The organism is Acinetobacter sp. YH01019 (assembly GCF_013420285.1).
In the GTDB taxonomy this organism is placed as follows: domain Bacteria; phylum Pseudomonadota; class Gammaproteobacteria; order Pseudomonadales; family Moraxellaceae; genus Acinetobacter; species Acinetobacter gandensis.
Genome location: NZ_VOYM01000009.1, coordinates 1 through 25861, shown reverse-complemented (window position 1 = coordinate 25861; position 25861 = coordinate 1). Strand labels below are relative to the sequence as shown.

At 42.4% G+C, this 25861-nt stretch carries 39 protein-coding genes; 8 read left to right on the top strand and 31 right to left on the bottom strand.

The genetic code is table 11. From position 1 onward, the window contains the following. Nucleotides 1-144: 144 nt before the first annotated feature. On the top strand, nt 145-1317 hold the full coding sequence (locus tag FTT84_RS03935; protein WP_180056746.1) for an acyl-CoA dehydrogenase family protein: 1173 nt from the start codon (nt 145-147) through the stop codon (nt 1315-1317). Nucleotides 1318-1364: 47 nt separating this feature from the next. On the opposite strand, the gene FTT84_RS03930 is transcribed toward FTT84_RS03935, so the two are convergent. From FTT84_RS03930 to FTT84_RS03780, 31 genes are all read right to left on the bottom strand, one after another. Continuing rightward, nucleotides 1365-2153: an alpha/beta fold hydrolase gene (locus tag FTT84_RS03930; RefSeq protein ID WP_180056748.1), complete on the bottom strand. Its 789-nt coding sequence runs from the start codon at nt 2151-2153 to the stop codon at nt 1365-1367. Nucleotides 2154-2281: 128 nt separating this feature from the next. Continuing rightward, entirely contained in the window at nt 2282-3772 is a 1491-nt protein-coding gene (locus tag FTT84_RS03925; RefSeq protein ID WP_180056750.1) for an NAD(P)/FAD-dependent oxidoreductase, read from the bottom strand. 205 nt (nt 3773-3977) lie between these two features. After that, nucleotides 3978-4343, bottom strand: coding sequence for a 50S ribosomal protein L17 (gene rplQ / locus FTT84_RS03920; protein WP_005012953.1), 366 nt, complete (start codon nt 4341-4343; stop codon nt 3978-3980). An 18-nt stretch (nt 4344-4361) separates the two neighbouring features. Continuing rightward, nucleotides 4362-5369 carry a DNA-directed RNA polymerase subunit alpha gene (locus FTT84_RS03915; protein ID WP_004281489.1) on the bottom strand — a complete coding sequence of 336 codons (1008 nt, stop codon included), beginning with the start codon at nt 5367-5369 and terminating at the stop codon, nt 4362-4364. A gap of 17 nt (nt 5370-5386) precedes the next feature. Continuing rightward, nucleotides 5387-6013, bottom strand: a complete 627-nt coding sequence (gene rpsD, locus FTT84_RS03910; RefSeq protein WP_067762897.1) for a 30S ribosomal protein S4 — start codon at nt 6011-6013, stop codon at nt 5387-5389. A 12-nt stretch (nt 6014-6025) separates the two neighbouring features. Continuing rightward, nucleotides 6026-6412: a 30S ribosomal protein S11 gene (rpsK, locus tag FTT84_RS03905; protein WP_001040166.1), complete on the bottom strand. Its 387-nt coding sequence runs from the start codon at nt 6410-6412 to the stop codon at nt 6026-6028. A 19-nt stretch (nt 6413-6431) separates the two neighbouring features. Then, on the bottom strand, nt 6432-6788 hold the full coding sequence (gene rpsM, locus FTT84_RS03900; RefSeq protein ID WP_067762898.1) for a 30S ribosomal protein S13: 357 nt from the start codon (nt 6786-6788) through the stop codon (nt 6432-6434). Between the two features lie 106 nt (nt 6789-6894). After that, entirely contained in the window at nt 6895-7011 is a 117-nt protein-coding gene (rpmJ, locus tag FTT84_RS03895; protein ID WP_000867907.1) for a 50S ribosomal protein L36, read from the bottom strand. 20 nt (nt 7012-7031) lie between these two features. Then, nucleotides 7032-8351 (bottom strand): preprotein translocase subunit SecY, encoded by a 1320-nt coding sequence (secY, locus tag FTT84_RS03890; protein ID WP_171256677.1) that lies wholly within the window; start codon nt 8349-8351, stop codon nt 7032-7034. 45 nt (nt 8352-8396) lie between these two features. Then, nucleotides 8397-8837 carry a 50S ribosomal protein L15 gene (gene rplO / locus FTT84_RS03885; protein ID WP_067762900.1) on the bottom strand — a complete coding sequence of 147 codons (441 nt, stop codon included), beginning with the start codon at nt 8835-8837 and terminating at the stop codon, nt 8397-8399. A gap of 3 nt (nt 8838-8840) precedes the next feature. Further along, on the bottom strand, nt 8841-9017 hold the full coding sequence (rpmD, locus tag FTT84_RS03880) for a 50S ribosomal protein L30 (protein WP_067762901.1): 177 nt from the start codon (nt 9015-9017) through the stop codon (nt 8841-8843). A 6-nt stretch (nt 9018-9023) separates the two neighbouring features. Next, nucleotides 9024-9521, bottom strand: a complete 498-nt coding sequence (gene rpsE, locus FTT84_RS03875) for a 30S ribosomal protein S5 (protein ID WP_067762902.1) — start codon at nt 9519-9521, stop codon at nt 9024-9026. Between the two features lie 2 nt (nt 9522-9523). After that, nucleotides 9524-9874 (bottom strand): 50S ribosomal protein L18, encoded by a 351-nt coding sequence (gene rplR / locus FTT84_RS03870; protein ID WP_067762903.1) that lies wholly within the window; start codon nt 9872-9874, stop codon nt 9524-9526. Between the two features lie 14 nt (nt 9875-9888). Continuing rightward, nucleotides 9889-10422: a 50S ribosomal protein L6 gene (gene rplF / locus FTT84_RS03865; protein WP_180056752.1), complete on the bottom strand. Its 534-nt coding sequence runs from the start codon at nt 10420-10422 to the stop codon at nt 9889-9891. Between the two features lie 13 nt (nt 10423-10435). Then, the gene (gene rpsH, locus FTT84_RS03860; RefSeq protein WP_067762905.1) at nt 10436-10831 is read right to left on the bottom strand and encodes a 30S ribosomal protein S8; all 396 of its coding nucleotides are present in this window, start codon (nt 10829-10831) and stop codon (nt 10436-10438) included. A 12-nt stretch (nt 10832-10843) separates the two neighbouring features. Beyond that, on the bottom strand, nt 10844-11149 hold the full coding sequence (rpsN, locus tag FTT84_RS03855; RefSeq protein WP_067762906.1) for a 30S ribosomal protein S14: 306 nt from the start codon (nt 11147-11149) through the stop codon (nt 10844-10846). Nucleotides 11150-11158: 9 nt separating this feature from the next. Next, nucleotides 11159-11695, bottom strand: a complete 537-nt coding sequence (gene rplE / locus FTT84_RS03850; RefSeq protein WP_067762907.1) for a 50S ribosomal protein L5 — start codon at nt 11693-11695, stop codon at nt 11159-11161. A gap of 15 nt (nt 11696-11710) precedes the next feature. After that, nucleotides 11711-12028, bottom strand: a complete 318-nt coding sequence (gene rplX, locus FTT84_RS03845) for a 50S ribosomal protein L24 (protein WP_067762908.1) — start codon at nt 12026-12028, stop codon at nt 11711-11713. A 9-nt stretch (nt 12029-12037) separates the two neighbouring features. Beyond that, entirely contained in the window at nt 12038-12406 is a 369-nt protein-coding gene (gene rplN, locus FTT84_RS03840) for a 50S ribosomal protein L14 (protein ID WP_067762909.1), read from the bottom strand. A 91-nt stretch (nt 12407-12497) separates the two neighbouring features. Further along, nucleotides 12498-12755: a 30S ribosomal protein S17 gene (gene rpsQ / locus FTT84_RS03835; protein ID WP_067762910.1), complete on the bottom strand. Its 258-nt coding sequence runs from the start codon at nt 12753-12755 to the stop codon at nt 12498-12500. Next, nucleotides 12752-12949 carry a 50S ribosomal protein L29 gene (gene rpmC / locus FTT84_RS03830; RefSeq protein WP_067762911.1) on the bottom strand — a complete coding sequence of 66 codons (198 nt, stop codon included), beginning with the start codon at nt 12947-12949 and terminating at the stop codon, nt 12752-12754. The genes rpsQ and rpmC overlap by 4 nt, the downstream gene beginning before the upstream one ends. Continuing rightward, nucleotides 12949-13362, bottom strand: coding sequence for a 50S ribosomal protein L16 (gene rplP / locus FTT84_RS03825; RefSeq protein ID WP_067762912.1), 414 nt, complete (start codon nt 13360-13362; stop codon nt 12949-12951). Before rplP ends, rpmC begins: the two co-directional genes overlap by 1 nt. A gap of 3 nt (nt 13363-13365) precedes the next feature. Next, a complete protein-coding gene (rpsC, locus tag FTT84_RS03820) occupies nt 13366-14118 on the bottom strand; it encodes a 30S ribosomal protein S3 (protein WP_067762913.1) in 753 nt (250 codons plus the stop codon). 1 nt (nt 14119) lies between these two features. Continuing rightward, entirely contained in the window at nt 14120-14449 is a 330-nt protein-coding gene (gene rplV / locus FTT84_RS03815; RefSeq protein ID WP_067762914.1) for a 50S ribosomal protein L22, read from the bottom strand. A 9-nt stretch (nt 14450-14458) separates the two neighbouring features. Further along, nucleotides 14459-14734, bottom strand: coding sequence for a 30S ribosomal protein S19 (gene rpsS, locus FTT84_RS03810; protein WP_004281508.1), 276 nt, complete (start codon nt 14732-14734; stop codon nt 14459-14461). Between the two features lie 19 nt (nt 14735-14753). After that, nucleotides 14754-15578, bottom strand: coding sequence for a 50S ribosomal protein L2 (rplB, locus tag FTT84_RS03805; protein ID WP_067762915.1), 825 nt, complete (start codon nt 15576-15578; stop codon nt 14754-14756). Between the two features lie 11 nt (nt 15579-15589). After that, a complete protein-coding gene (gene rplW, locus FTT84_RS03800) occupies nt 15590-15910 on the bottom strand; it encodes a 50S ribosomal protein L23 (protein WP_067762916.1) in 321 nt (106 codons plus the stop codon). Next, entirely contained in the window at nt 15907-16509 is a 603-nt protein-coding gene (gene rplD / locus FTT84_RS03795; protein WP_067762917.1) for a 50S ribosomal protein L4, read from the bottom strand. The genes rplW and rplD overlap by 4 nt, the downstream gene beginning before the upstream one ends. A gap of 11 nt (nt 16510-16520) precedes the next feature. Next, nucleotides 16521-17159 (bottom strand): 50S ribosomal protein L3, encoded by a 639-nt coding sequence (rplC, locus tag FTT84_RS03790; protein ID WP_067762918.1) that lies wholly within the window; start codon nt 17157-17159, stop codon nt 16521-16523. A 59-nt stretch (nt 17160-17218) separates the two neighbouring features. Continuing rightward, a complete protein-coding gene (gene rpsJ, locus FTT84_RS03785; protein ID WP_000070912.1) occupies nt 17219-17530 on the bottom strand; it encodes a 30S ribosomal protein S10 in 312 nt (103 codons plus the stop codon). 268 nt (nt 17531-17798) lie between these two features. Next, nucleotides 17799-18536, bottom strand: a complete 738-nt coding sequence (locus tag FTT84_RS03780; RefSeq protein WP_180056754.1) for a type 1 glutamine amidotransferase — start codon at nt 18534-18536, stop codon at nt 17799-17801. Nucleotides 18537-18696: 160 nt separating this feature from the next. On the opposite strand from FTT84_RS03780, the gene FTT84_RS03775 reads away from it, so the two are divergent. From FTT84_RS03775 to FTT84_RS18005, 7 genes are all read left to right on the top strand, one after another. Further along, nucleotides 18697-19899 (top strand): PLP-dependent transferase, encoded by a 1203-nt coding sequence (locus tag FTT84_RS03775; RefSeq protein ID WP_067762920.1) that lies wholly within the window; start codon nt 18697-18699, stop codon nt 19897-19899. Between the two features lie 14 nt (nt 19900-19913). Continuing rightward, nucleotides 19914-21497: a helicase HerA-like domain-containing protein gene (locus tag FTT84_RS03770; RefSeq protein WP_180056758.1), complete on the top strand. Its 1584-nt coding sequence runs from the start codon at nt 19914-19916 to the stop codon at nt 21495-21497. A 161-nt stretch (nt 21498-21658) separates the two neighbouring features. Continuing rightward, the gene (gene hmpA / locus FTT84_RS03765) at nt 21659-22867 is read left to right on the top strand and encodes an NO-inducible flavohemoprotein (RefSeq protein WP_180056760.1); all 1209 of its coding nucleotides are present in this window, start codon (nt 21659-21661) and stop codon (nt 22865-22867) included. A gap of 89 nt (nt 22868-22956) precedes the next feature. Beyond that, nucleotides 22957-23400 carry an Rrf2 family transcriptional regulator gene (locus tag FTT84_RS03760; protein ID WP_067762923.1) on the top strand — a complete coding sequence of 148 codons (444 nt, stop codon included), beginning with the start codon at nt 22957-22959 and terminating at the stop codon, nt 23398-23400. Between the two features lie 85 nt (nt 23401-23485). Then, nucleotides 23486-24370, top strand: a complete 885-nt coding sequence (yihA, locus tag FTT84_RS03755) for a ribosome biogenesis GTP-binding protein YihA/YsxC (RefSeq protein ID WP_067762924.1) — start codon at nt 23486-23488, stop codon at nt 24368-24370. A 156-nt stretch (nt 24371-24526) separates the two neighbouring features. Next, on the top strand, nt 24527-25471 hold the full coding sequence (locus FTT84_RS03750) for a metal-dependent hydrolase (protein ID WP_180056762.1): 945 nt from the start codon (nt 24527-24529) through the stop codon (nt 25469-25471). Nucleotides 25472-25635: 164 nt separating this feature from the next. After that, on the top strand, nt 25636-25797 hold the full coding sequence (locus tag FTT84_RS18005) for a VOC family protein (RefSeq protein WP_257222782.1): 162 nt from the start codon (nt 25636-25638) through the stop codon (nt 25795-25797). The last annotated feature ends 64 nt before the right edge of the window (nt 25798-25861 follow it).

Sequence of the window (25861 nt, the reverse complement as noted above, 5' to 3'; positions counted from 1 at the left end):
TATCCTCTTCAATTTGGTTGTACGTTTTCATTAAATTGACCAAATCCTTCAGCAAATTTAAGCCTTTTGAATATTCTGCACATTGCAGCGCAGTGGTCATTCTTATACTTTGAAACAAAGAAAGAAAAACACAGGAAAATAATCATGCAATCCGGAGCGATTCGCCCAATCAATAATATGCTGCCACGTCAATTATTTAACGCTGAGCATGAAGCTTTCCGTGAAACGGTACGTAAGTTTTACGAGAAAGAAGTGGTTCCCAATATAGAAAAATACGAGTCTCAACAGCATGTGGATCGTGATTTATGGAATAAGGCAGGTGCCATGGGCTTGCTCTGCCCCACAATGCCAGAAGCTTATGGTGGTTATGGAGTTGATCGCCTTTACAGCATGATCTTAATTGAAGAACAAGCGTATGCCATGGACTCATCCACTGGTTTTTCCTTGCATTCAGATATTGTAGCTAACTACATCAACAACTTCGGCAATGAAGAACAAAAATTACATTGGTTACCTAAAATGGTTTCAGGTGAAGTCGTGACTGCCATTGCCATGACCGAACCCGGTACAGGCTCTGACCTCCAAGCAGTCAGAACCACAGCCGTCAGTGATGGAGATGATTTCATTATTAATGGTTCAAAAATTTTCATCACCAATGGTTACTTATGTGACATGGCAATCGTCGTATGTAAAACGGGCAGCAGTGAAAAAGGGTCAGCAAATTTATCCCTAATTATGGTTGAAGCTGATCGTGCTGGGTTTAGTAAAGGCAAGCCATTAAATAAAATAGGAATGAAAGGACAAGATACCTGTGAGTTATTTTTCGATAACCTGCGTGTGCCCAAAACAAATTTACTCGGCATGGAAGGCATGGGCTTTATGATGTTGATGAAGGAACTGGCTTGGGAACGGATGTTAGTTGCGATTATCTGCCAAGCAGGTGCTGAAGCAGCCTTTGCGCATACTGTCCAATACACTAAAGAACGTAAAGCTTTTGGCAAAACTGTATCCAGCTTCCAAAATACACGCTTTAAATTGGCTGAACTGCGTACTGAAATTGACTTCTGTCGTGCTTATTTAGATCGCTGTATGGAATTGCAACTAACTGAAAGTTTAGGTATTGATGCCGCAGCAGCTGCAAAATATAAAATTTCCGAAATGTTCTCCAAAGTAGTTGATGAATGCCTACAGTTACACGGCGGCTACGGCTATATGTTGGAATATCCAATTGCACGAGCTTATATAGATAACCGTGCGAATCGCATATATGCAGGAACCAATGAAATTATGAAAGAATTAATATCACGCTCCTTATAATTTTTATTTTGTTGATCAAAGTCCATCCTATGATGGGCTTTTTTTATTTATGGCAACGCCTGTATAAATTCATCAATTAAAGCAATAACCAGATCAGGCTGCTCTTTATGTGGCAGATGATGCAAACCTTCTAAAATATGTAACTCAGCATTTGCCTCAATTCCCTCAAAAAGCTGCTGTGCTTGTGCAGTCGTACCATATTCATCCAACTTACCATGTATGATCAGGGCTGGGCACATCACCTGAGCCAACACCTGACTTAAATTCCAATTGGCAAAAGTTGGAGATAACCATGTTTCCGTCCATGCATCTAGCACCCATTGAGCTTTATTGGGATGATATTTTTCCAAACGCTCCAATTGCCCTGCTTGTTGAAACATTTTTTTAGCAGTTCGAATGCCAGACAATGTCAATTCTTCAACTTCATATTGCGCGGCAATAGTGATTAAGCCTACACACTGCTTTGGGTACTGTGCAGCAATTGCTGCAGCCATACCACCTCCGACACTATGACCTAAGACCAAAAACTGACTGAACTGAAAATAATCCAACAATGCTTTAAAAGTCGTGGTCGCCTCAGTAAATACAAAATCATTTGATAAATTTTGTTCACAAACATCAGATAGACCAAAGCCCAAGCGATCATAAGCAATGACTTGGCGGCCAGTTTGTACGGCCAATTGTTTTGGAAAATCACGCCAGAGAGCGACACTGCCTAAAGAGTCATGTAAAAGAATGATTGGACAAGCATTTGATCCACCCAATTTATGCCAAGATTGAGCAAAGATCCGATGTTTACCAATATTAAAAAGATGCGTTTGCGTGTTGGTATCCATATTGAGCACAAATACTTTATTTATTATTCATCTCATCATGTACAGACAAATCGATTAGCTCAAGCTTTAGAACCTTAAGGTCATAAAAAAGGAGCATTACAGCTCCTTTTTTCAATCCATGTGTCTCATTAAGAGACTAAACGCGGCTTAACATTTGATGAACTGCTTTTTTTTTCAAACTTTAATACACCATCATCAAAAGAAGCTTGTTTAAGCTCTTTACGATCAGCTAAATAATTATTGCTTACTTTCCAAGGTGCGTGTTTGCCTTGTTTAGGCATAACATCTGCAGCACGTGCAATGTAACCTGAGCTTAAGCTCCCCATAACAGTATCTTCCATCAGCTCTGTAGCATCACCCTGAGGAAGCACCTGATCATAGCCATTTTTGTCCATATGATTAATAAGCTTGCAGATATATTCAGATGCAATATCCACTTTAAGCGTCCATGATGCATTGATGTAACCAATAATCATTGCCATATTTGGAACATCACTCACCATCACACCACGGTAAAGCATATGTTGTGAAGTATTCAAGGGTTGACCATCAATTGTCGCTTTGATACCACCCAAAATCTGGATATTCAAACCCGTTGCAGACACAATAATATCCGCATCTAAGTGTTTACCAGACTTCAACTGAATACCAGTTTCAGTGAACTTTTCAATTTGATCCGTTTCAACAGAAGCACGGCCTTCGCGTAAGATTTTAAATAAATCGCCATCAGGAACCACACATAAACGCTGATCCCAAGGATTATAATCCGGGGTAAAGTGTTTCATATCCACTTTACCTTTCAACTGCATTTCAATCGACTTTAATAAGAACTTACGCAACAGCTTCGGTTGCTTTTGTGCAACTGCATACACAGCACGCTGCACACCTATATTGCGTGCACGTGTGAGTTTGTAAGCAACATCTTCTGGTAAAACTTTACGCATCTTATCGTAAATCATATCTACAGATGGAATGGATGCAATATAGGTTGGTGAGCGTTGTAACATTGTCACATGCCCTGCTCCACCTTTTGCCATCGCAGGTACAAGGGTAATTGCTGTAGCACCACTACCAATAATCACCACTTTTTTGCCTGCGTAATTAAAATTTTCTGGCCAGTGCTGTGGGTGAATGAAAGTCCCCTTAAAATCGGATTGGTTCGGAAATTCTGGCTGGAAACCTTGATCATAGTTGTAATAACCCGTACAACCAAAGACAAAATTTGCTACCCAAGTTTGTTGCTTTTGTTTGTCATCTTCAATCACTACGGACCATTTGTGGCTTTGTGAGTCGTAATTAGCACTTATCACGCGATGTTGAAAATGAATTTTTTGCTTTAACTTAAATTCATCAATAACTTCAGCTAAATAACCCTTAATTGATGAACCATCAGCGAGTACGCTGGCTTTTTGCCATGGCTTAAAATTAAAGCCAAAAGTAGACATATCTGAATCTGAACGAATGCCCGGATATTTAAATAAATCCCAAGTGCCGCCAAAGCTTTCGCGACGTTCAATAATTTCAAATGAGCGTTGAGGACTATGTTTAGAAAGATGGGCTGCTAGACCGATTCCAGAGATCCCAGCACCGACAATAAGAATATCAACTTGTTTTTCCATGTTGTTCTTTTAACCTGTTTTAGATTTATATTTATTAAAACACATTTTTGACAATGCACAATGTCAAGTTTATAAAAAACCGCTAAAAAATTTATCTTTTCAGGACAAATTAAAATATTGTCTAACAATCAATTTCACCAGACATAAAAAAAGGCCGGTTAAACAACCGACCTTTTCCGAACAACGTGCGCTGTTCTACACGAAATTAGTTAACTTCGCGATCTACTAGCTCAACGTAAGCCATCGGTGCAGCATCACCTGCACGGAAGCCCGCTTTAAGAACACGTAGATAACCGCCGTTACGTTCTTTGTAACGAGGGCCAAGAACGGTAAATAATTTACCTACAGTTGCTGCTGAACGAGTACGAGCAAACGCTAAACGACGGTTTGCTACAGAATCGACTTTAGCTAAAGTGATTAAAGGCTCAGCAACACGACGTAATTCTTTTGCTTTAGGAACAGTAGTTTTAATTAACTCGTGTTCGAACAAAGAATTAGCCATGTTTTGGAACATCGCTTTACGATGACTGCTTGTACGGCCTAATTTCACACCACTATTACGATGACGCATGGTGATAGTCCTACTTAATTAACGACTACGATAAGCAAAGCGATCGTCCATGCGGAGACTAGCTGGTGGCCAGTTCTCTAAACGCATGCCCAATTGCAAGCCTTTCGATGCCAGAACATCTTTGATTTCAGTAAGCGATTTTTTACCTAAGTTAGGAGTTTTTAACAACTCAACTTCAGTACGCTGTACTAAATCACCGATGTAGTAAATATTTTCTGCTTTCAAACAGTTAGCAGAACGAACAGTAAGCTCTAGATCATCTACTGGACGAAGCAAAATCGGATCAACTTCTTCACGAGGTTCTTGAGCAACTGGTGCTTGATCTTTCTGAAGGTCAACGAAAATCGCAATTTGTTGCTGCAAAATTGTTGCAGCTTTGCGGATCGCTTCTTCAGGATCTACAGTACCATTTGTTTCAAGATCAATGATCAATTTATCAAGGTCAGTACGTTGTTCTACACGAGCATTTTCTACTGTGTAAGAAACACGTTTAATTGGGCTATAAGACGCATCTAATTGTAAACGACCCACTGGGCGAGTTTCGCCTTCAGGGAAGCGTGAATCAGAAGTCTCATAACCACGACCTTGAGCAACTTTCAGGCGCATTTTTAATGAGCCTGAAGCACTTAATGTGCCGATCAAGTGTTCAGGGTTAACCACTTCAACATTGTGCGGTAAACGAAGATCAGCGGCTGTTACGTCGCCTGCACCTTGTTTTTCCAATGTCAGATAAGCTTCATTTTGATCGAACAGCTTAATAGACAATCCTTTTAGGTTCAGCAAGAGCTCGACGATGTCCTGCTGCAAGCCTTCCAAAGTACTGTACTCGTGCTCGACACCTTCAATCTCAACTTCAACCACGGCTGCGCCAGGTAAAGAAGACAAAAGGATACGACGTAAAGCATTACCAAGAGTATGACCAAAGCCACGCTCTAATGGTTCTAGAATAACTTTTGCCGAGGTCCCGCTTGCCGCTTCGACCTTGATCGCTTGCGGAGTTAGAAACTCATTTGCAGTACGCGTCATTATTGCTACCTCAAGGATTATTTAGAATACAATTCTACAATCAAGCTTTCGTTGATTTCAGCAGGTAAATCAGAACGATCTGGTGCAGCTTTAAACGTACCTTCAAGTTTAGAATGATCAATCTCAATCCAAGCAGGAATGCCACGTTGAGTCGCTAATTCAACCGCGTTTTTAATACGCAATTGTTGTTTAGCACCTTCGTGAACTGCAATCACGTCACCCGCTTTAACTTGGATAGAAGCGATGTTAACGCGACGACCATTTAAAGTGATTGAACGGTGAGATACAAGCTGACGAGCTTCTGCACGTGTAGAACCAAAACCCATGCGATAAACAACGTTATCTAGGCGGCTTTCAAGAAGTTTCAACAAGTTTTCACCTGTTGCGCCTTTAACACGAGCAGCTTCTTTATAGTAATTACTAAATTGACGTTCTAAAACACCGTACATACGACGTACTTTTTGTTTTTCACGTAATTGTAGTGAGTACTCAGATTGTTTGCTACCACGAGCCCCGCCATGTTGGCCAGGAGCTTTAGCATGTTTTTTTGTCTTAACATCAAACGGTTTAACGCCTGATTTAAGTTGCAGGTCTGTCCCTTCGCGGCGAGAGAGTTTGCATTTTGGACCAATATAACGAGCCATGAATGTTTCTCCTTACACGCGACGTTTTTTAGGTGGACGGCAACCGTTGTGCGGAATTGGCGTCACATCGGTAATGCTGTTAATTTTATAACCCACTGCACCTAAAGCACGAACCGCAGACTCACGACCAGGACCAGGACCTTTTACAAGGACGTCCAAGTTTTTCAAACCGTAATCTAAAGCAGCTTTACCAGCAACTTCAGCAGCTACCTGAGCAGCAAACGGAGTTGATTTACGTGATCCACGGAAGCCTTGTCCACCAGAGGTAGCCCAAGCCAGTGCATTACCTTGACGATCGGTAATAGTCACAATGGTGTTATTAAAAGAAGCGTGAATGTGTGCAACACCTTCAGAGACGGTACGAGTGACCTTCTTGCGTGTGCGAGTATCTTTAGCCATCTTTTAGCTTCCAGAAATCTTATTTCTTAATTGGTTTGCGCGGACCTTTACGGGTACGTGCGTTAGTTTTGGTGCGTTGACCGCGGACAGGCAAGCTGCGACGATGACGAAGACCGCGGTAGCAGCCTAGATCCATTAAACGTTTAATGTTCATGGAAATTTCGCGACGTAAATCACCTTCGGTCGGAACCTTAGTAATTTCTGCACGAATCGCATCAAGCTGAGCGTCATCTAGTTCACGAATCTTAGTAGTTGGTGCAATACCTACAGCAGCTAAAATAGCTTTTGCAGTGTGGCGACCAATACCAAAGATATACGTTAGAGAGATAACAGCATGCTTGTTATCCGGAATGTTTACACCGGCAATACGAGCCATTCAATTTTCTCCAAAAAGGCAGTTAAGATAATCAACCGCCCGACAAAATCTTGAGGGGCGGATAATAACCTAATTAGCCTACTGAAATCAACAGGTCTTGATCAGATTAACCTTGACGCTGCTTATGACGAGGTTCTGCGCTGCAAATTACGCGAATAACCCCATTACGACGGATAACTTTACAGCTACCACAAATTTTCTTTACAGAAGCTTGAACTTTCATAATGAAATCTCTAAGTGCGCTTATCCTTTCGGATGAGCAGTCGTTTTACGCATTAACGATTGATTGTCATATTGATGCGATGTGAGATGAGCTTGAAGCTGAGCCATAAAGTCCATCACAACAACCACTACGATCAGTAAAGACGTACCGCCTAAGCTAAATGGAATACCAAAAGAGCTTTGCAGGATCATCGGCATTAAACAGATGATCGTGATATAAATCGCGCCAATAAAAGTCAAACGATTGAGAATATGGTCTAAATAACGTGCTGTTTGCTCACCAGGACGAATCCCTGGAACATATGCACCACTGCGCTTTAAATTCTCAGATACTTCTTTCGGGCTAAATACAAGCGCCGTATAGAAATAACAGAAGAAGATGATCAAAGCACCGAATAAAACCAAATACATCGGTTGACCTGGCGACAATATGAGCGCCAAATCTTGAAGTCCACGTTTGATAATCCCAGCATCAGGATCTGCACTACCCACCCATTGACCTAAGCTCGCAGGGAACAAAAGTAATGAACTAGCAAAAATTGCAGGAATCACCCCCGCCATATTAATTTTTAATGGCAAATGGCTTTGCTGAGCAGTAAATACACGACGACCTTGTTGTTTTTGGGCGTAGTTTACTGGAATACGACGCTGCGCCTTCTCAATAAATACAATTGCTGCAAGAACACCGACAGATAACAGCGCAAAAATTGCTAAACCAATCAAGCTTGATTGACCATTATCTACAGAAGTTAAAGATTGCAGAACTAAGTTCGGCAAGCCAGCAACAATACCAGCGAAGATGATCATGGAAATACCATTCCCCACCCCACGCTCGGTGATTTGTTCACCCAACCACATTAAGAACATTGTACCAGCAACCAAAGAAGTTACTGCTGGAACGTAAAAAGCAAGTCCACTAGTCAGCGTAATATTCTGGCTAATCAAACCTGCACACATCCCAATCGCTTGCACAAGTGCAAGAAACAATGTGCCTTGTCGCGTATATTGATTAATCTTACGTTTACCTTGCTCGCCTTCTTTCTTTAAAGCTTCCAGCGAAGGAACAACCGTAGACATTAACTGCACGATAATCGAAGCAGAAATGTACGGCATGATCCCGAGCGCAAGAATTGACATACGCTCTAATGCACCACCCGAGAACATGTTAAACAAACCCAGGATCGTGCCTGAGTTTGCATTAAACAAGTTTTCAAGTGCGGCATTGTTAATGCCCGGTACTGGAATATGAGCTCCCAGTCGAAAAACCAACAACGCCCCGATGAGGAACATCATACGGCGAATAATTTCACGGTATTTCACATGAAATGGTTGACCTTTCATCATGTTAACATGACCTGTCGAACTAGGAGTCATAGACACTGGGGATTACTCCTCGACTTTACCGCCAGCAGCTTCAACAGCAGCTTTAGCGCCTTTAGTCAATGCAACACCTTGGATAGTGAATGCACGAGTAATTTCACCAGAAAGTACGATACGAGCACGAATCATGTCTTTACGAACAACATTCGCCGCTTTTAAAGTTTCAAGTGAAACGATATCACCTTCAACTTTAGTAAGCTCAGATAAGCGTACTTCAGCAGTTTTCAAAGCGAGTTGGCTAGTGAAGCCGAATTTTGGTAAACGACGATATAACGCTGTTTGACCGCCTTCAAAGCCCGGACGAGTACCACCGCTCTTACGTGAGTTTTGACCTTTGACACCACGGCCACCAGTCTTACCAACGCCAGAACCGATACCACGGCCTAGACGAAGGTTATCACGTTTAGCACCTTCTGCAGGTGCAATTGTATTTAAACGCAGAGTCATGGCTTATTCCTCTACACTAACCATATAGTAAACTTGGTTGATCATACCACGGTTAGAAGGCGTATCTTGCACTTCAACAGTATGACCAATACGACGCAGACCTAAACCCTTAAGGCTAAGCTTGTGATTTTTCAAGCGATGCGCAGAAGATTTAGTCTGGGTAACTTTAATCGTTTTCATGATTGATTACCCTTGAATTTGTGCTACTGAAAGACCACGTTTCGCAGCAACCTTCTCAGGAGAAGTCATATCACGCAAACCATTGAAAGTTGCGTTAACTACGTTAGCAGCGTTAGTAGAACCATAACACTTAGTTAATACGTTACGTACACCTACAGCTTCTAAAACTGCACGCATAGCGCCACCAGCAATTACACCAGTACCTTCAGAAGCAGGTTGCATGTAAACGCGGCTTGCACCGTGACGAGCATTAATAGGGTGTTGTACAGTACCGTCAACAAGGTCAACAGTGATCATGTTACGACGAGCAGCTTCAAGTGCTTTAGAAATAGCAGCTGGAACTTCACGTGCTTTACCACGACCAAAACCTACGCGACCATTACCATCACCTACCACAGTTAATGCTGTGAAAGAGAAGATACGACCACCCTTAACAACTTTGGCTACACGATCAACGGCAACCAGCTTTTCAACAAGACCTTCGTTTTGTTCAACTTTAGCCATGATTAGAACTCCAAGCCGTTTTCACGAGCAGCATCAGCCAAGGCTTTGATACGACCATGATATTTGAAACCAGAACGGTCAAATGCAACTTTAGTTACACCAGCCGCTTTAGCACGTTCTGCGATTAAAGCACCAACTTTCTGAGCCGATTCAACGTTACCAGTAGTACCAGCACGTAGAGTAGCGTCTAAAGTAGAAGCTTGCGCTAATACTTTGCCACCATCTGCAGAGATAACTTGAGCATAGATGTGACGCGGAGTGCGGTTTACACACAAACGAGTCGCACCCAACGCACGGATGTGCAAGCGTGTGCTTTTCGCACGACGCAAACGGGATTGTTTCTTTTCGTTCATAAGAACCTCGCGCCTTATTTCTTCTTAGCTTCTTTACGAAGTACAACTTCGTCAGAATAACGAACACCTTTACCTTTATAAGGCTCAGGAGGACGGTAACCACGAATTTCCGCAGCAACTTGACCTAAAGCCGCTTTATCAGCAGATTTAAGAACGATTTCAGTTGCAGTAGGAGTTTCAGCAGTTACACCTTCAGGAAGGTTGTAGTCGATTGGGTGTGAGAAACCAAGGTTAAGGTTAATTACATTACCTTTAACCGCAGCTTTATAACCAACACCAATCAGTTGTAACTTACGTTCGAAACCTTCGCTAACACCTTTTACAAGGTTGTTAAGAACAGCGCGAGCAGTACCAGCTTGCATCCAAGCGTCTTTCGACTCAGCTTTAGGAGCAACAACTAATGTACCGTCTTCCTGTTTTAGCTCGACCAGCGCATGCAGGTTGAAAGACAATGTACCTTTAGTGCCTTTCACTTCGACCTGCCGGCCGTTCTGAGTAACTGTTACACCGTTAGGTACAGTTACTGGGGCTTTAGCCACACGAGACATGAGGAATCACCTATTAAGAAACAAAAGCAATAACTTCACCACCGATGCCTGCAGCACGTGCAGCGCGATCAGTCATGATGCCTTTGCTTGTAGAAACAATTGCAACACCTAAACCTTGCTTAACGCTAGGAAGTGCATCTTTACCGCGATATTGACGTAGACCTGGGCGGCTTACGCGTTTCACAGTTTCGATAACTGGTTTGCCTTCGAAATATTTTAAAGTAATCGTTAAAGTCGCTTTGCCTTCGTTGTCAGCAACAGCTACATCAGCGATATAACCTTCTTGTTGAAGTACGTTAGCAATCGCAACTTTCAACTTTGAGTTTGGCATAGAAACAGTTTGTTTCTTAGCCATTTGTGCGTTACGAACACGTGTTAGCATGTCGGCAACGGTATCTTGCATACTCATTTATAGTGCTCCTTACCAGCTTGCCTTAACAACGCCCGGTACATCACCTTGCATTACTGTTTCACGTAATTTGTTACGGCTTAAACCGAACTTACGGAAGTAACCATGAGGACGACCAGTTAAACCACAACGGTTACGTAGACGTACTGGAGACGCATTACGTGGTAATGCTTGAAATTTCATCATCGCTTCGAAACGTTCTTCGTCTGATGCATTTACGTTTGCGATAATTGCTTTTAATTCAGCACGTTTCGCAGCGTATTTAGCAACAGTAGCTTCGCGTTTCAATTCGCGATTAATCATACCTTTCTTAGCCATATCGACCTCTTATTTGAACGGGAAGCCGAATGCACGCATAAGCGCACGGCCTTCGTCATCGGTGCGAGCAGTCGTAGTGATGGTAATGTCCATACCACGAATACGATCAATCTTATCAAAATCGATTTCAGGGAACATGATTTGTTCCTTAAGACCCATTGAGTAGTTACCACGACCGTCAAATGATTTCGCAGAGAAACCACGGAAGTCACGGATACGAGGGATCGCGATAGAGATCAAACGGTCTAAGAATTCGTACATACGTTCGCCGCGTAAAGTAACTTTACAGCCAATCGGCCAACCATCACGGATTTTGAAACCAGCGATAGATTTACGAGCTAAAGTAAGTACTGGTTTTTGACCAGCAATTGCTTGCATATCAGAAAGAGCGCCATCTAACAATTTCTTGTCAGCTGATGCAGCACCAACACCCATGTTGATGGTGATTTTTGTAATGCGTGGAATATCCATCACATTCTTAACGCCCAATGTTTCTTTTAATTGAGCCTTAAGTTCGTCGTTGTAACGCGTTTTAAGTCTGGCCATTGCCTAGTCAACCTATTACTTCGCTACCGCCACTGATTCACCATTTGATTTGAATACGCGAGTTTTCACGCCTTCAATCGTTTGGTAACCAACACGGTCAGCCTTTTGGGTTGTAGCATTAAAAATTGCCACGTTAGAGATATGAAGCTCAGCTTCTTGAGTTACGATGCCGCCTTCGGCGCCAGTAGCTCGGTTAGGCTTTTGATGCTTCGTTACCAAGTTAAGGCCTTCAACCTTAACACGGTCATTAGAAACAGACAAAACAGTACCTTGTTTGCCTTTTTCTTTACCTGCGATCACAATTACTTGATCGCCTTTTTTAATCTTAGCCATGAGTGCCTCTTATAGAACTTCAGGAGCCAATGAAATAATTTTCATGAACTGTTCAGTACGAAGTTCACGAGTCACTGGTCCGAAAATACGAGTTGCAATCGGCGCTTTGTTGGTGTTCAAAATAACAGCTGCGTTATCATCGAAACGAATAACTGAACCATCTGGACGACGGATGCCGAATTTTGTACGTACAACAACAGCATTCATCACGTCACCTTTTTTAACACGGCCACGTGGAATTGCTTCTTTTACAGTAACTTTAATAATGTCGCCAACAGAAGCATAACGACGATGTGAACCACCAAGTACTTTAATACATTGTACGCGGCGAGCACCACTGTTGTCTGCTACGTCGAGCATACTTTCGGTTTGAATCATTGCCCTACTCCAAAACCGAGCATCACCGGTCGCAATTTCGAAAGGCTCAAAGAGTACTCGAAATTGACCGATGATGCAACAAGAACGTTAATTACTCAGCAGCTGCTTCAACTACTTCAACTAGAGTCCAAGACTTAGTTTTAGAAATTGGGCGGCTTTCTTTGATTGTTACAACATCGCCTAATTTAGCAGTGTTGCTCTCATCATGAGCGTGTAATTTAGTTGAACGGCGGATTGATTTGCCATACAACGGGTGTTGAACGCGGCGTTCAATAAGTACAACGATAGACTTGTCCATCTTGTCACTTACAACTTTACCGGTTAACGTGCGAACTGTTTGTTCACTCATTGTCCGTTCCCCTGTTTTGCGGTTAGGAGTGTCTTAATACGAGCAATAGTTTTACGAGTAAGCGCAACTTCGTGCGATTTACCCAATTGACCAGTTGCTTTCGCCATACGAAGACGGAATTGGTTAAGCTGTTGCTCATCAAGCAAAGCTGTCAACTCTTCAACCGACTTTTCACGTAGATCTTTAGTTTTCATTACATTACCGTCCGAGTCACGATAGCGGTTTTAAACGGAAGTTTAGCAGCAGCAAGCGTGAACGCTTCGCGAGCCAATTCTTCGTTAACACCATCAATTTCGTACAAGACTTTACCTGGTTTGATTTGGCAAACCCAGTATTCCACAGAACCTTTACCTTTACCCATACGAACTTCTAATGGTTTTTCAGTAATTGGTTTGTCTGGGAAAACACGGATAAAGATTTTACCACCACGTTTAATACGACGGCTAATTGTACGACGCGCTGCCTCAATTTGACGTGCAGTCATTTGACCACGTTCAATTGATTTAAGTGCAATAGTACCAAAAGATACAGAGCTACCGCGGTGAGCTAGACCAGTATTACGGCCTTTCTGCACTTTACGGAATTTAGTACGTTTAGGTTGCAACATGGATTATTCTCCTTTTTCAGCAGAACGATCATTGCGACGACCACGACGCTCTTGACCTTCACCACGACCGCGACCGCGTTTAGCTGGACGTTCTTCAGCAGGAGCCGGGTTCATGACTTGTTTCATGCCACCCAAGATCTCGCCACGGAATACCCAAACTTTAACGCCGATCGTACCGTATGTAGTTTCAGCACGAACAGAAGAGTAGTCGATGTCAGCACGAAGTGTATGTAGAGGTACACGACCTTCACGATACCACTCAGTACGCGCAATTTCAGCACCGCCTAAACGGCCAGAAACTTCAACTTTAATACCTTTAGCACCAGCACGCATAGAGTTTTGTACCGCACGCTTCATAGCACGACGGAACATAACACGTTTTTCTAATTGAGAAGCAATTGCTTCAGCAACTAAACGAGCGTCTAAGTCTGGGCGATCGATTTCGTTGATGCTTACTTGCGCAGGAACACCCATAATAGATGTTAATTCGCGCTGTAATTTCTCAATGTCTTCGCCTTTTTTACCGATTACGATACCTGGACGAGCAGTGCTAATTGTAATTTTAGCAGCGCCTGTAGGACGTTCGATAAGAATATTGCTTACCATTGCATTCTTAAGTTTTTTTGTTAAAAACTCACGAACTTGCAAATCTTTAAGCAAGTATTCAGCATATTGTTTCGGATTCGCGTACCAGTTAGCGTTATGACGTTTCACAACACCTAGGCGGATACCGATTGGATGAACCTTCTGACCCATATCAAACCCCTACCTTAACGGTAATGTGACAAGTACGCTTAGTAATACGATCCGCACGGCCTTTAGCACGTGGCAAAATACGTTTAAGGCTAGTGCCTTCATCAACGTAGATCGTAGAAACTTTAAGGTCGTCTACATCTAAACTGTTATTATGTTCAGCGTTTGCAATCGCAGATTCCAATGCTTTTTTCACTAAAACTGCAGCTTTTTTGTTGCTGAAGTTCAAGATATTTAAAGCGTGAGCAACTGATTTGCCACGGATTAAATCTGCAACCAAACGAGTTTTTTGTGCCGAGATAGCGGCACCGCGTAATTTAGCAGTAACTTCCATCATCGCACCTTAACGTTTAGATTTCTTGTCAACACCGTGACCACGATAGGTACGAGTTGGCGCGAATTCACCGAGTTTATGACCAACCATGTGTTCAGATACGATCACTGGAACATGGTTACGACCATTGTGTACAGAAATTGTTAGACCAACAAAATCCGGGAGGATCATCGAACGACGCGACCAAGTTTTGATCGGCTTACGGTTATTAGCCGCGATAGCCGCTTCAACCTTAGCGAACAAGTGCGCATCGACGAATGGGCCTTTTTTCAGAGAACGAGGCATTGTCAGATTCCTTTACTTGTTACTTAACGCGACGGTCGCGAATGATCATCTTAGTCGTACGCTTGTTGGTACGTGTTTTGTACCCTTTAGCTTTTTGACCCCATGGACTTACAGGTTGAATACCTTTGTTACGTCCTTCACCACCACCGTGTGGATGGTCTACTGGGTTCATCGCCATACCACGAACGGTAGGACGAACGCCACGCCAGCGAGATGCACCAGCTTTACCCAATGAACGAAGGTTGCTTTCTTGGTTAGAAACCTCACCAAGAACTGCACGGCATTCAACGTGAACTTTACGCATTTCGCCTGAACGTAGACGAATGATTGCGTAAGAACCGTCACGACCCAACAATTGAGCAGAAGTACCAGCAGAACGTACTAATTGTGCGCCTTTACCGATTTTAAGCTCGATGTTGTGAAGAGTAGAACCGATTGGCATGTTGCGAAGTGGCAAGCAGTTACCTGGACGGATTGGAGCATCGTTACCAGATTGTACTTGATCACCAGCGCGAAGGCCTTTAGGTGCAATAATATAGCGACGTTCACCGTCAGCATATTTCAATAAAGCAATATGAGCTGTACGGTTAGGATCGTATTCAATACGCTCAACTACAGCTGGGATGCTGTCTTTGTTACGTTTGAAGTCAACGATACGGTAGTGCTGTTTATGACCACCACCAACGTGACGAGTCGTAATGTGACCATTGTTGTTACGGCCGCCAGTACGTTTTTTAGCTTCAACCAACGGAGAGTACGGTGCGCCTTTGTGAAGGTGATCGTGAACCACTTTCTCTACAAAGCGACGTCCTGGAGACGTTGGCTTACATTTTTGAATCGGCATAATTTTCGTCCTTATTCCGCTGCGTTTTCAGCGGTATCGCCCAAGTCAGCCATTTCAACATCTTGGCCAGCTTTCAGGGTGACGTATGCTTTTTTAACATCAGAACGACGTCCTAATGTTTTACCAAAGCGTTTAGTCTTACCTTTAGTGATAGTCGTGTTAACTTTAACAACTTCCACACCAAATAGTTGCTCAACAGCTTTTTTGATTTCAAGTTTGTTAGCGCTTAAAGCAACTTTGAAAACTTGAACACCAGCAGTTTCGCCTAAAACTTGTGCTTTTTCTGAGAATACAGGTCCTTGTAGGACTTGATAGATACGTTCGTTGTTCATCCGAGTTCTACCTCAATTTTCTTAGCAGCAGCAACAGACATAACAACTTTATCGAACGCGATCAAGCTAACAGGATCGATTGCAGTAGCATCAACCACATCAACGTGTGGAATGTTGCGAGCAGCAAGATACAAGTTCTCATCAACAGCATCTGTAACGATCAATGCACGAGTAGCATTCAAGTCGTTAAGTTTTGCAAGCAATTCTTTAGTTTTTGGAGCAGCAACAGCAAACTCTTCAACCAAAACTAGACGATCTTGACGAACAAGTTCAGCTAGGATGCATTGCATAGCACCGCGATACATTTTACGGTTTACTTTTTGAGACCAATCTTGTGGACGAGCAGCAAAAGTTTTACCACCGCCAACCCAGATAGGGCTACGAATAGAACCAGCACGCGCGCGACCAGTACCTTTTTGACGGAATGGTTTTTTACCACCACCAGATACGTCAGCACGAGATTTCTGAGCTTTCGAACCTTGACGACCACCAGCTAAGTAAGCTGTAACAACTTGGTGTACAAGAGCTTCGTTAAAGTCACGACCGAAAGCAACTTCAGATAATTCAACAGCAGAGCCGGAAACAGTATTTAAATTCACAATATTTCCCCTCAGGCCTTGATCGTAGGGCGAACGATAACGTCGCCACCAGTAGCACCAGGAACCGCACCTTTAACAACAAGAACTGAACGCTCTGTGTCGATAGATACAATTTCAAGACCCTGTGTAGTTACGCGTTCAGCACCTAAATGGCCAGCCATTTTTTTGCCTTTGAATACGCGACCAGGAGTCTGGTTTTGACCAGTAGAACCTAAAACACGGTGAGAAAGTGAGTTACCGTGAGTTGCGTCTTGCGTACGGAAGTTCCAACGCTTAACACCACCTTGGAAACCTTTACCTTTAGAAGTACCAGTTACGTCAACGATTTGACCAACTGTGAACAACTCAACAGTAAGAGTGCCACCAATTTCACGACCTTCAAGATCAGCTTCTGTAGCGCGGAATTCTTGAACTAGACGACCAGCAGCAACACCCGCTTTAGCGAAGTGACCTTTCTGAGCGTTAGTTACGCGAGATTCGCGACGTTCACCAGTAGTGATTTGAATCGCTTGATAACCATCAGTTTCAAGCGTTTTGATTTGTGTGATGCGGTTAGGATCAACCTCAATCACTGTTACAGGTACAGAAACACCAGCATCTGTAAAGATACGTGTCATACCGCACTTGCGACCGACTAAACCAATAGCCATGTGCATAAACCTCTAAAAAAGCGGCCTAATTAACTTAGAGCGTTAATTAACCGAAAGCCTTAACCCAAAGCGATCTGAACATCAACACCAGCTGCAAGATCTAACTTCATCAATGCATCAACAGTTTTATCTGTAGGTTGAACGATGTCGATCAAACGTTTGTAAGTGCGGATCTCGTATTGGTCACGCGCATCTTTGTTAACGTGTGGTGATGTTAAAACGTTAAAACGTTCGATACGTGTAGGCATCGGAATTGGACCACAAACTTGTGCGCCAGTACGTTTTGCTGTTTCTACGATTTCTTGAGCTGATTGATCAATTAAACGGTGATCAAAAGACTTAAGACGGATACGAATTCTCTGGTTAGACATACCAGTTAACTCCAAGCCAAATATATAAAGAATCACCCTTGACGCATCTCACCCCACTTTAAAGAGGCAAGTGTCAAGAGCAGTGAAATATCACTAAGGTCACGATCGATGCCGCGACTGTCACGATGTTAACTACTTTATTCGTAGCTAACCCCCTTTCATTAAAGGGTCGCTCATTATAGCTATTGTTTATTGCATAAGCAAATCTCTTTTGCTGTTTTTCTTATATTTTTCATTTTTTATGCAAGATCAATCGCTTAACTTTTAATCAGCAAGCAGTTTTTCTTAACACATACTCTATTGCTTGGTTTAGTATTTGATTTCCTTGAATAAATTTACTTTTCGCACTTTTACGCAATTCATTTACTGGTTGCACATGATTGCCTGTAAAAATTGCAACTTCTTCATCATTTTCTAAAAATAAATCGAGCACTTCAGGGGTTATTTCAGGGTGAAACTGAAAACCCAACACATTACTTCCTATTTGATACATCTGATTACGACAAACATCATTTTCTGCAAGCAACACTGCTCCGCGTGGAATTTCAAACGTTTCGCTGTGCCACTGCATGACTTTAAAGTTTTCAGGTAATTCAAAACATTCTAGAGGTACATTTGTCACTTTACGCACAGTCGTCCAACCCAATTCTTGTTGCGGATTACGACTGACCGCCCCACCCAACGCATTGGCAATAAGCTGACCACCAAGGCACAAACCAATGGCAGGTTTACCGAGTGCCAAATAGCGTCTTAACCATCGTTTTTCAATTTTTAACCATGGAAAGTTTGCCTCATCATTGACACTCATGGTTCCTCCCATAATGATCAATAAATCCACATCCTCAACATAAGGGAGTGCTTCAAGATCTAAGGCCTGATCTATAGGTAAGGCAAAAAATTCAGTTGCGCTAATTTGCGCATTTTGCTGTTTTAAAAAATCATGACAACTTCCGAACCCTTCACCAGCAATGTGCTGAAAATAATGTACTTTTAAATGCGACTTCATGCGCTCAAACCTATTGTTGTTGCTCTGATTCAGGTTTTGCAAAAATGAAGCCAACTTTTGTTATAAAGTATCTCTTTATACAAATTCATCTTAAATCTGCGTATTTAAGACACATTCCAATACGATACACTGCTATGCAGCACTATTTTCGAGTTGAGCCGTGAAAAAAAATCCACAAACAGAATTAATTCATGCACCAAGAAAAGCCCCTCAATACGTTTCAACGGTTCAACCTCCCCTGTATCGCGCATCGACCATTATTTTTGAAAATACCAATGCCCTATTTAATCGCCATTGGACCGATGACTATGACTATAGCTATGGTACGCATGGCACACCAACCACATTTACTTTAGGTGATAACATTGCGCAAATTGAAGGTGGTCTACACCACTTACTTGCACCAAGTGGTCTGTCTGCAATTAACCTTGTCAATGCATGCTTTTTAAATCACGGTGATGAAGTTTGGGTGGCAGACAATATCTATGGCCCAAACATGGAACATTTGCGCAATCTAGAAAAACGCTACGGTGTCATGGTTAAAGTTTACAACCCTATAGATGTTGATAGCTTCGCTCCAAGCAATAAGACAAAACTCATTTGGTTAGAAGCCGCAGGTTCGGTCACGCTTGAATTTCCAAATCTAGTTGGCTTGGTTAAAAAAGCGCAAGCGCACAATGTGTTGACTGCTTTAGATAATACTTGGGGTGCAGGTATTGCCTTTAATGCATTTGATTTTAGTACAGAGCACTTAAGTGTTGATATTACTGTGCATGCACTAACTAAATACCCAAGTGGTGGTGGCGATATTCTTATGGGCTCTGTTGTCACGCGAGATAAAAAGCTACATCATCAATTATTCCGTGCCCATGCCATTCAAGGGATTAGTATTTCTGGCGACGATGCCGCTCAAGTACAACGCAGCCTTTCATCGATGCGTCTCCGCTATGAGCATCAATCACGTAGTGCACTACAGCTACTTGATTGGCTGAAACAACAAAAGCAATTTGTACAAGTCTTACATCCTGCTGACGAACAATCCTCGGGTCACAACTATTGGAAAGAAATCTGCACAGAGCAACATAGTGCAGGTTTAGTCAGTGTGGTGTTTGATCCTAAATACACACTTGAAGATATTCGTACTTTCTGTGATGCATTAACACTCTTTAAACTTGGCTTTAGTTGGGGTGGCCCAGTCAGTTTAGTCATGTTATATAACTTAAAAGAGATGCGTGTGCTTGAACATTCACATATCAAAACAGGATTATTGGTCCGCTTCTGTATAGGACTAGAACATCCTGCAGATTTAATCCAAGATATAGAAAACGCACTACAACACTTAAATAAACAGCAATTCGAATAATTACAGGACAATCTATGGGTACACCAATTGTTATTGCGAAGAAAACGCAAGACACCACACAAGATGTGGTCTTACATTCACAATTTGCCAATCGTCACGGCTTAATTGCCGGTGCAACAGGGACAGGTAAAACTGTCACCCTCAAAGTGTTGGCAGAAAATTTTTCTAGAATTGGCGTACCTGTATTTTTAGCTGATGCCAAAGGCGATGTTTCCAGCCTAGCAAAAGCAGGTGAAAGTAACCCTAAATTTGATGCACGCATTCAAAGCTTGCATATTAATTCAATTCCATTTGCAGCTTCGCCAGTGGTGTTTTGGGATTTATTCGGAGAACAAGGTCATCCCATTCGTACCACAATATCTGAAATTGGCCCACTGCTATTGGCGCGTATTTTAAATTTAAATGACACACAAGAAGGTGTGCTGTCAGCCGTCTTCCGCATTGCGGATGATCAAGGCATGTTATTACTGGATTTTAAAGACCTCAAAGCCATGATCAGCTATGTATCTGAACATGCAGCTGAGTTTAAAAATGATTACGGTAATCTTTCACCTGCAAGTTTAGGGGCAATTCAACGTAATTTGCTTGCCCTAGCAGATCAAGGCGGTGACAAGTTCTTTGGTGAACCCGCGCTCGACATCATGGACTTTATCCAAACGGATGCTCAGGGCCGCGGCAATATTAATTTATTAGCTGCTGACAAATTAATGAACACACCAAAACTCTATGCGACTTTCTTACTTTGGATGCTGTCAGAGTTGTTTGAACAATTACCTGAAGTCGGTGATATGGACAAACCTAAACTGGTGTTCTTCTTTGATGAAGCACATTTATTGTTTGATAACGCCAGCCCAGCATTGCAAGAAAAAATTGAGCAAGTGGTGCGTCTAATACGCTCTAAAGGCGTGGGTATTTATTTTGTCACGCAAAACCCGCTCGATTTGCCAGAAAGTGTTCTTGGTCAACTAGGTAACCGTGTACAACATGCCTTACGTGCTTTCACCCCTAAAGATCAAAAAGCTGTCAAAACTGCCGCAGATACTTTCCGTGCCAATCCTGAGTTTAAAGTCGATCAGGTGATTACGGAACTGGCTGTCGGTGAAGCGCTGATTAGCTGTCTAGATGAGCAAGGTACTCCACAAATTGTAGAACGTGCTTGGGTGATGCCACCCTACTCCTCATTTAGTCCAATCAGTGTCGATGAGCGTAAAACACTGATGGCAAGCAGCATTGTCTCGGGTGTATACGACACAGAAGCAGACCGTGAAAGTGCCTTTGAAAAATTACAGAACAAAGTACAACAACGCCAACAACAAGCAGCACAAGCCGAAGTCGATAAAGCGCAAGCAAAAGAACAAGAAGCTCTAGCCAAACAACAAGCCAAAGAAGCTGAGGCACTCGCTAAACAGCAAGCACGAGAACAAGAACGTATTGCGCGCGAGCAACAAAAAGAAGCTGAGCGCTCTGCAAAGCAACGTGAAAAATTGATTCAGGACACCGTAGGCACATTTGCCAAAAGTGCAGCTCGCAGCCTCGGTGGCTCAACGGGTCAGAAAATTGTTCGTGGACTACTTGGCTCCCTGTTTGGCAGAAAATAAGACTTCGATAATTAACTCATTCGATTAAAGCAAACAGAATTATGGGATATTTTAATATCCCATAATTTTTTTATGGTTTTATTTAAAACATGTATTGTAAATACATTTTATAAGATGTATTTTAAATACATCTTATAAATGATAGCCAAGAGAGATCAAACATGACTCCGCAGCAAATTGACCTTGTAAAAGCAACTGTTCCTGTCCTTCGTGAAAATGGTGTCGCACTTACAGGTTATTTTTATAACCGCATGTTAGGCAACAATCCTAATTTAAAAGAAACCTTTAATATGGGGCATCAACGCAGTGGTGCTCAAGCCCAAGCTTTGGCGGGTGCTGTGTTGGCCTATGCAGAAAACATTGAAGATCCTTCTGTATTGCTTCCTGTGGTTGAGCTGATTGCCCACAAACATGTCAGCTTGAATATTCAAGCACCTGACTACAACATTGTTGGTGAAAACCTCCTCCATTCGATTAGTGAAGTTTTAAGTATTTCAATGGAAGATCCATTGATTGATGCTTGGGCTACAGCGTATGGTCAATTGGCTGATTTATTCATTAGCACTGAAAAAGCGATTTATGAGCAACATCAACAAACCAAAGGGAGCTGGTTAGGCTGGCGCAACTTTAAAATTGCGAAAAAAGTGGTTGAAAGCGATGAAATCACTTCTTTCTATCTTGCCCCTGTGGACGGTGGTGATTTACCAAAATATGAAGCAGGTCAGTACATTTCAGTACGTGTATTTGTTGAGGAACTTGGTCTAAAACAACCTCGCCAATATACCATTTCAACTAGCCCTCAAGCTGACTATTTACGTATCTCGGTCAAACGCGAAGATGAAAAAGGTGATTTGGCAGGAGGCTGGGTGTCAAATACCCTGCATGGTTTAGCCGAAGGTGCTGAAATTGAAGTATCTGCACCAACAGGTAACTTCTACCTGATTGACCCAAACAAACGCAATGTATTCATTAGTGGTGGTGTAGGCCTCACGCCAATGGTGGCGATGCTAAATCAGTTGGTGACTTTAGATATGCCAGAACCTGTGACTTTTGTACACGCCTGCCGCAGCAAACAAGTGCATGCCATGAAACAGCACATTCATGACTTAAAGGCCAAATACCCACGCTTAAGTACCTTTACTGCGTACGAGTTCCCACATCAAAGCGATGTTTTGGGTCAAGATTATGATGCGAAGGGTCGCCTTGATTTGAGTACCATTGATAGCGCGATTCTACCAGTACAAGCAGACTACTACTTATGCGGCCCAATGCCATTTATGGCTGAACAACAAAAAGCCCTAATTGCCCGTGGTGTTCCTGCCGAAAATATTCACAGTGAAGCTTTTGGCACAGGTGGTGTTCATCACTAACCCATGTCATCGGCATAAAATAGAGAGGGTTAGTCAGGTTATGCTAGACTAGCCCTTTGTTTTTTTGCTTATCAACGATCAGTACCCTCATGCAGCTCAATAAATTTACCGATTACGCTTTGCGGATTCTGCTGTATATTGCCCGCCCACGCGAGCAACCGTACAACATTGCAGAAATAGCAGAAGATTTACAGGTCTCGCGTAATCACTTAGTGAAAATCGTTCATTTTATGGCGAAACACGAGTGGCTGATTACCACACGCGGGAAAGGTGGCGGCCTGCGACTCAACCCGCAAGTCCTAGACATGCGACTCGGACAAATTGTACGTATATTGCAGGGTGATCAACAAATTGTTGAGTGTAACGAACCCCCATGCGTATTACGTAATCAGTGTGGCTTAAAAGGTATTCTTGATCAGGCTTTGGAGCAATTTTATCAACGCTTAGATCAGCACACACTTGCCGATGTGATCCAACCCACAGGTCAATCTAAATTTACCACTCATTCCCCTATCCAAATGATTAATCTGTAATTCTAGATTATCCACGACAAAATTCGCTTGCCTGCCCGACTTCCTTTATAATACGTGCTTGTAAATTAGTTATTGAAGTTGGGTTATGCATCAGCACAGAGGAAAATCACGAAACAGTAAAACGGCCAATGCGCCAAAGCAAAAGATTACTTATGAAAAGAAAGTAGATTCTGCTGTTACTGAATATGCTGTTCGCTCACTCAACTGGTTACGCAAAGCCGAATTCCTCATGAGTGCGCCAAAACTAAATCTTTGTGTGGAAGATACAGGTTATGAAATTGCCTTTGCTGGCCGCTCAAACGCAGGCAAATCAAGTGCAATTAATGCACTAACTAATCAAAAACAGTTGGCTCGTGCATCTAAAAAACCAGGTCGCACGCAAATGATTAACTTCTTCAGCTTAGGTAATCCTGACCAGCGTTTGGTCGATTTACCCGGTTATGGCTATGCTGCTGTACCTGAAGCAATGAAAATCGTTTGGCAAAAAGAACTCGAAAACTATTTAATTCACCGTCAAAGCTTGCAAGGTCTTGTGCTTTTGATGGATATTCGCCATCCGCTGCAACACTTTGACGTGATGATGTTGGAATGGGCTTATTCACGTAAATTATTCGTGCATGTGCTATTAACCAAGTCCGACAAACTGAATCGTGGCCCTGCATCGAAAGCACTACAAGAAGTTAAAGCTGAATTGAAAAAAATGAAGCTGAGCTTCTCTATTCAGTTGTTCTCATCGTTAAATAAAGAAGGCCTACAAGAATTAGCCAGTGTCATGGCTGGTCGTCTTAACTTTACACTTGAGCAGTCTACTGAATTTGATCTCGACAGCATTCCTGAAGCTTCTGAAGATGATATTGAAGACGGCTTAGATGACAGTGTAGATCATGATGATTTAGCAGACATTAATGAGGTAGAAGTTGATGCTGCCACGCAAGATCATTCAACAGAACAACAGCCCAAAGCTGACTAAATAAACCATCAAACTCACTGATTGGATTGATTGTCTGACAAAATCCATCATATGATGATAATGAAATGTCCTGTATTGCTAATCACAATGCAGGATTTTTTTTGGATACTGAACTTATTGGATGTGTACGACATCACATAAAAATAAGGACAGCCCATGAAATTACTCTCCCGCCTTAGAAATTCAAAAATAGGCTCATCAATTGAATATAAAATTAAGCCACGTAAAGTGAAGTTTGAATGGCAGGACACGCAAGTCGATTGGGTTCCCAATCAACCTTTCGTTAGCTACTTCATTAATGAAATTAATATGATCTTACCTGCGGGCGAGTTTTGGTTCTGCCGTCTTTACAACAAAGTTCTTCCACAAATTACCGATCAAAAGTTAAAAGATGACGTTCAAGCCTTCATTCGCCAAGAAGCCATGCATGCTCAAGCGCATAACTCGGCAAATAAAGAATATTTATCCCAGCGCAATATCAGCATTCAACGCAACTTAGATGTGATGGATTTTCTCTTTGGAAAATTACTGGCCGATCAGCCTTTAGGTTTCAATGTGCCAAAAGCGCTTGATCATCAATGGGATCTTTTCCGCCTCGGCATTGTGGCAACCGTTGAACATATGACTTGTGTCTTGGGTAAATACGCCCTTTACAATAAAGAATGGGAACGTTTGGGCGCAGATGCCAACATGCTCGATTTAGTGAAATGGCATGGTGCCGAAGAAATTGAACATCGTACAGTTGCATTCGATTTATATCGTCATCTCGGCGGTGGTTATATTTCACGTTATTATCAAAGTGTGATTGTGATTGCAGCAGTACTTGGTCTATGGGTCGATGGCGCAGCACATATCATGAAACAAGACCCACGCTATGCGTCTATTCAACCTGCTGCATATAAACCTTGGATTTGGCGTGAATGGGCGCGTATTGCACAAAAAGACAATCGCCTACTCCCACATCCATTTTGGTTGGTTTCACAACAATTGGGCTATTTAATGCCTTGGTATGATCCGGTACATGAGGCTAAAACTGAAGATGCAATTGCCTATCTAGATCAATCGCCTGCGGCAAAACGCGCAACGCTTAAAGTGGCCTAGACTTAAACTAAAAATTTCCACCGATCAAAGCAGGAGTTCACTCCTGCTTTTTTTTAAGTGAGTTAATACGACCAAACTTGATACATTTTTTTGTTTGTCTATCTACGAAAAGGTTTAAGCTTATACTCTACAGCACGACTCATAACAATAAAAAGGAACGTTGAATGCAGCCACATATCACCATGATTACCTTGGCCGTTCAGGATCTTCAAGCATCTTTTGAGTTTTATCACCAAGGCTTGGGTTTAAATAGCGCAGGGATTTTGACATACTCCCACCACTTTCGACTAGCTCAAGTGGAGGATTCTAAAAGCAAAAGCTCTTAGGCGACTTCCTCACGGATTTCACTTGCTTTCTGCTTCACAAGGCGACCTTTACCGCATCCACCCT

What these genes read in the sequence shown, in the direction of transcription:
- FTT84_RS03935 (WP_180056746.1), top strand. Translation starts at nt 145, where the DNA reads ATGCAATCCGGAGCGATTCGCCCAATCAATAATATGCTGCCACGTCAA.
- FTT84_RS03930 (WP_180056748.1), bottom strand. Translation starts at nt 2,153, where the DNA reads ATGGATACCAACACGCAAACGCATCTTTTTAATATTGGTAAACATCGG.
- FTT84_RS03925 (WP_180056750.1), bottom strand. Translation starts at nt 3,772, where the DNA reads ATGGAAAAACAAGTTGATATTCTTATTGTCGGTGCTGGGATCTCTGGA.
- rplQ (WP_005012953.1), bottom strand. Translation starts at nt 4,343, where the DNA reads ATGCGTCATCGTAATAGTGGTGTGAAATTAGGCCGTACAAGCAGTCAT.
- FTT84_RS03915 (WP_004281489.1), bottom strand. Translation starts at nt 5,369, where the DNA reads ATGACGCGTACTGCAAATGAGTTTCTAACTCCGCAAGCGATCAAGGTC.
- rpsD (WP_067762897.1), bottom strand. Translation starts at nt 6,013, where the DNA reads ATGGCTCGTTATATTGGTCCAAAATGCAAACTCTCTCGCCGCGAAGGG.
- rpsK (WP_001040166.1), bottom strand. Translation starts at nt 6,412, where the DNA reads ATGGCTAAAGATACTCGCACACGCAAGAAGGTCACTCGTACCGTCTCT.
- rpsM (WP_067762898.1), bottom strand. Translation starts at nt 6,788, where the DNA reads ATGGCTCGTATTGCCGGTGTAAACATTCCGGATAACAAGCATGCTGTT.
- rpmJ (WP_000867907.1), bottom strand. Translation starts at nt 7,011, where the DNA reads ATGAAAGTTCAAGCTTCTGTAAAGAAAATTTGTGGTAGCTGTAAAGTT.
- secY (WP_171256677.1), bottom strand. Translation starts at nt 8,351, where the DNA reads ATGAAAGGTCAACCATTTCATGTGAAATACCGTGAAATTATTCGCCGT.
- rplO (WP_067762900.1), bottom strand. Translation starts at nt 8,837, where the DNA reads ATGACTCTGCGTTTAAATACAATTGCACCTGCAGAAGGTGCTAAACGT.
- rpmD (WP_067762901.1), bottom strand. Translation starts at nt 9,017, where the DNA reads ATGAAAACGATTAAAGTTACCCAGACTAAATCTTCTGCGCATCGCTTG.
- rpsE (WP_067762902.1), bottom strand. Translation starts at nt 9,521, where the DNA reads ATGGCTAAAGTTGAACAAAACGAAGGTCTTGTTGAAAAGCTGGTTGCC.
- rplR (WP_067762903.1), bottom strand. Translation starts at nt 9,874, where the DNA reads ATGAACGAAAAGAAACAATCCCGTTTGCGTCGTGCGAAAAGCACACGC.
- rplF (WP_180056752.1), bottom strand. Translation starts at nt 10,422, where the DNA reads ATGTCTCGTGTGGCTAAAGCCCCAGTAACTGTACCTAACGGTGTAACA.
- rpsH (WP_067762905.1), bottom strand. Translation starts at nt 10,831, where the DNA reads ATGAGTATGCAAGATACCGTTGCCGACATGCTAACACGTGTTCGTAAC.
- rpsN (WP_067762906.1), bottom strand. Translation starts at nt 11,149, where the DNA reads ATGGCTAAGAAAGGTATGATTAATCGCGAATTGAAACGCGAAGCTACT.
- rplE (WP_067762907.1), bottom strand. Translation starts at nt 11,695, where the DNA reads ATGGCCAGACTTAAAACGCGTTACAACGACGAACTTAAGGCTCAATTA.
- rplX (WP_067762908.1), bottom strand. Translation starts at nt 12,028, where the DNA reads ATGGCTAAGATTAAAAAAGGCGATCAAGTAATTGTGATCGCAGGTAAA.
- rplN (WP_067762909.1), bottom strand. Translation starts at nt 12,406, where the DNA reads ATGATTCAAACCGAAAGTATGCTCGACGTAGCAGACAACAGTGGTGCT.
- rpsQ (WP_067762910.1), bottom strand. Translation starts at nt 12,755, where the DNA reads ATGAGTGAACAAACAGTTCGCACGTTAACCGGTAAAGTTGTAAGTGAC.
- rpmC (WP_067762911.1), bottom strand. Translation starts at nt 12,949, where the DNA reads ATGAAAACTAAAGATCTACGTGAAAAGTCGGTTGAAGAGTTGACAGCT.
- rplP (WP_067762912.1), bottom strand. Translation starts at nt 13,362, where the DNA reads ATGTTGCAACCTAAACGTACTAAATTCCGTAAAGTGCAGAAAGGCCGT.
- rpsC (WP_067762913.1), bottom strand. Translation starts at nt 14,118, where the DNA reads ATGGGTCAGAAGGTTCATCCAATCGGTATCCGCCTAGGTGTTGTGAAA.
- rplV (WP_067762914.1), bottom strand. Translation starts at nt 14,449, where the DNA reads ATGGAAGTTACTGCTAAATTACGCGGTGCCGCTATCTCGGCACAAAAA.
- rpsS (WP_004281508.1), bottom strand. Translation starts at nt 14,734, where the DNA reads ATGCCTCGTTCTCTGAAAAAAGGCCCATTCGTCGATGCGCACTTGTTC.
- rplB (WP_067762915.1), bottom strand. Translation starts at nt 15,578, where the DNA reads ATGCCGATTCAAAAATGTAAGCCAACGTCTCCAGGACGTCGCTTTGTA.
- rplW (WP_067762916.1), bottom strand. Translation starts at nt 15,910, where the DNA reads ATGAACAACGAACGTATCTATCAAGTCCTACAAGGACCTGTATTCTCA.
- rplC (WP_067762918.1), bottom strand. Translation starts at nt 17,159, where the DNA reads ATGGCTATTGGTTTAGTCGGTCGCAAGTGCGGTATGACACGTATCTTT.
- rpsJ (WP_000070912.1), bottom strand. Translation starts at nt 17,530, where the DNA reads ATGTCTAACCAGAGAATTCGTATCCGTCTTAAGTCTTTTGATCACCGT.
- FTT84_RS03780 (WP_180056754.1), bottom strand. Translation starts at nt 18,536, where the DNA reads ATGAAGTCGCATTTAAAAGTACATTATTTTCAGCACATTGCTGGTGAA.
- FTT84_RS03770 (WP_180056758.1), top strand. Translation starts at nt 19,914, where the DNA reads ATGGGTACACCAATTGTTATTGCGAAGAAAACGCAAGACACCACACAA.
- hmpA (WP_180056760.1), top strand. Translation starts at nt 21,659, where the DNA reads ATGACTCCGCAGCAAATTGACCTTGTAAAAGCAACTGTTCCTGTCCTT.
- FTT84_RS03760 (WP_067762923.1), top strand. Translation starts at nt 22,957, where the DNA reads ATGCAGCTCAATAAATTTACCGATTACGCTTTGCGGATTCTGCTGTAT.
- yihA (WP_067762924.1), top strand. Translation starts at nt 23,486, where the DNA reads ATGCATCAGCACAGAGGAAAATCACGAAACAGTAAAACGGCCAATGCG.
- FTT84_RS03750 (WP_180056762.1), top strand. Translation starts at nt 24,527, where the DNA reads ATGAAATTACTCTCCCGCCTTAGAAATTCAAAAATAGGCTCATCAATT.
- FTT84_RS18005 (WP_257222782.1), top strand. Translation starts at nt 25,636, where the DNA reads ATGCAGCCACATATCACCATGATTACCTTGGCCGTTCAGGATCTTCAA.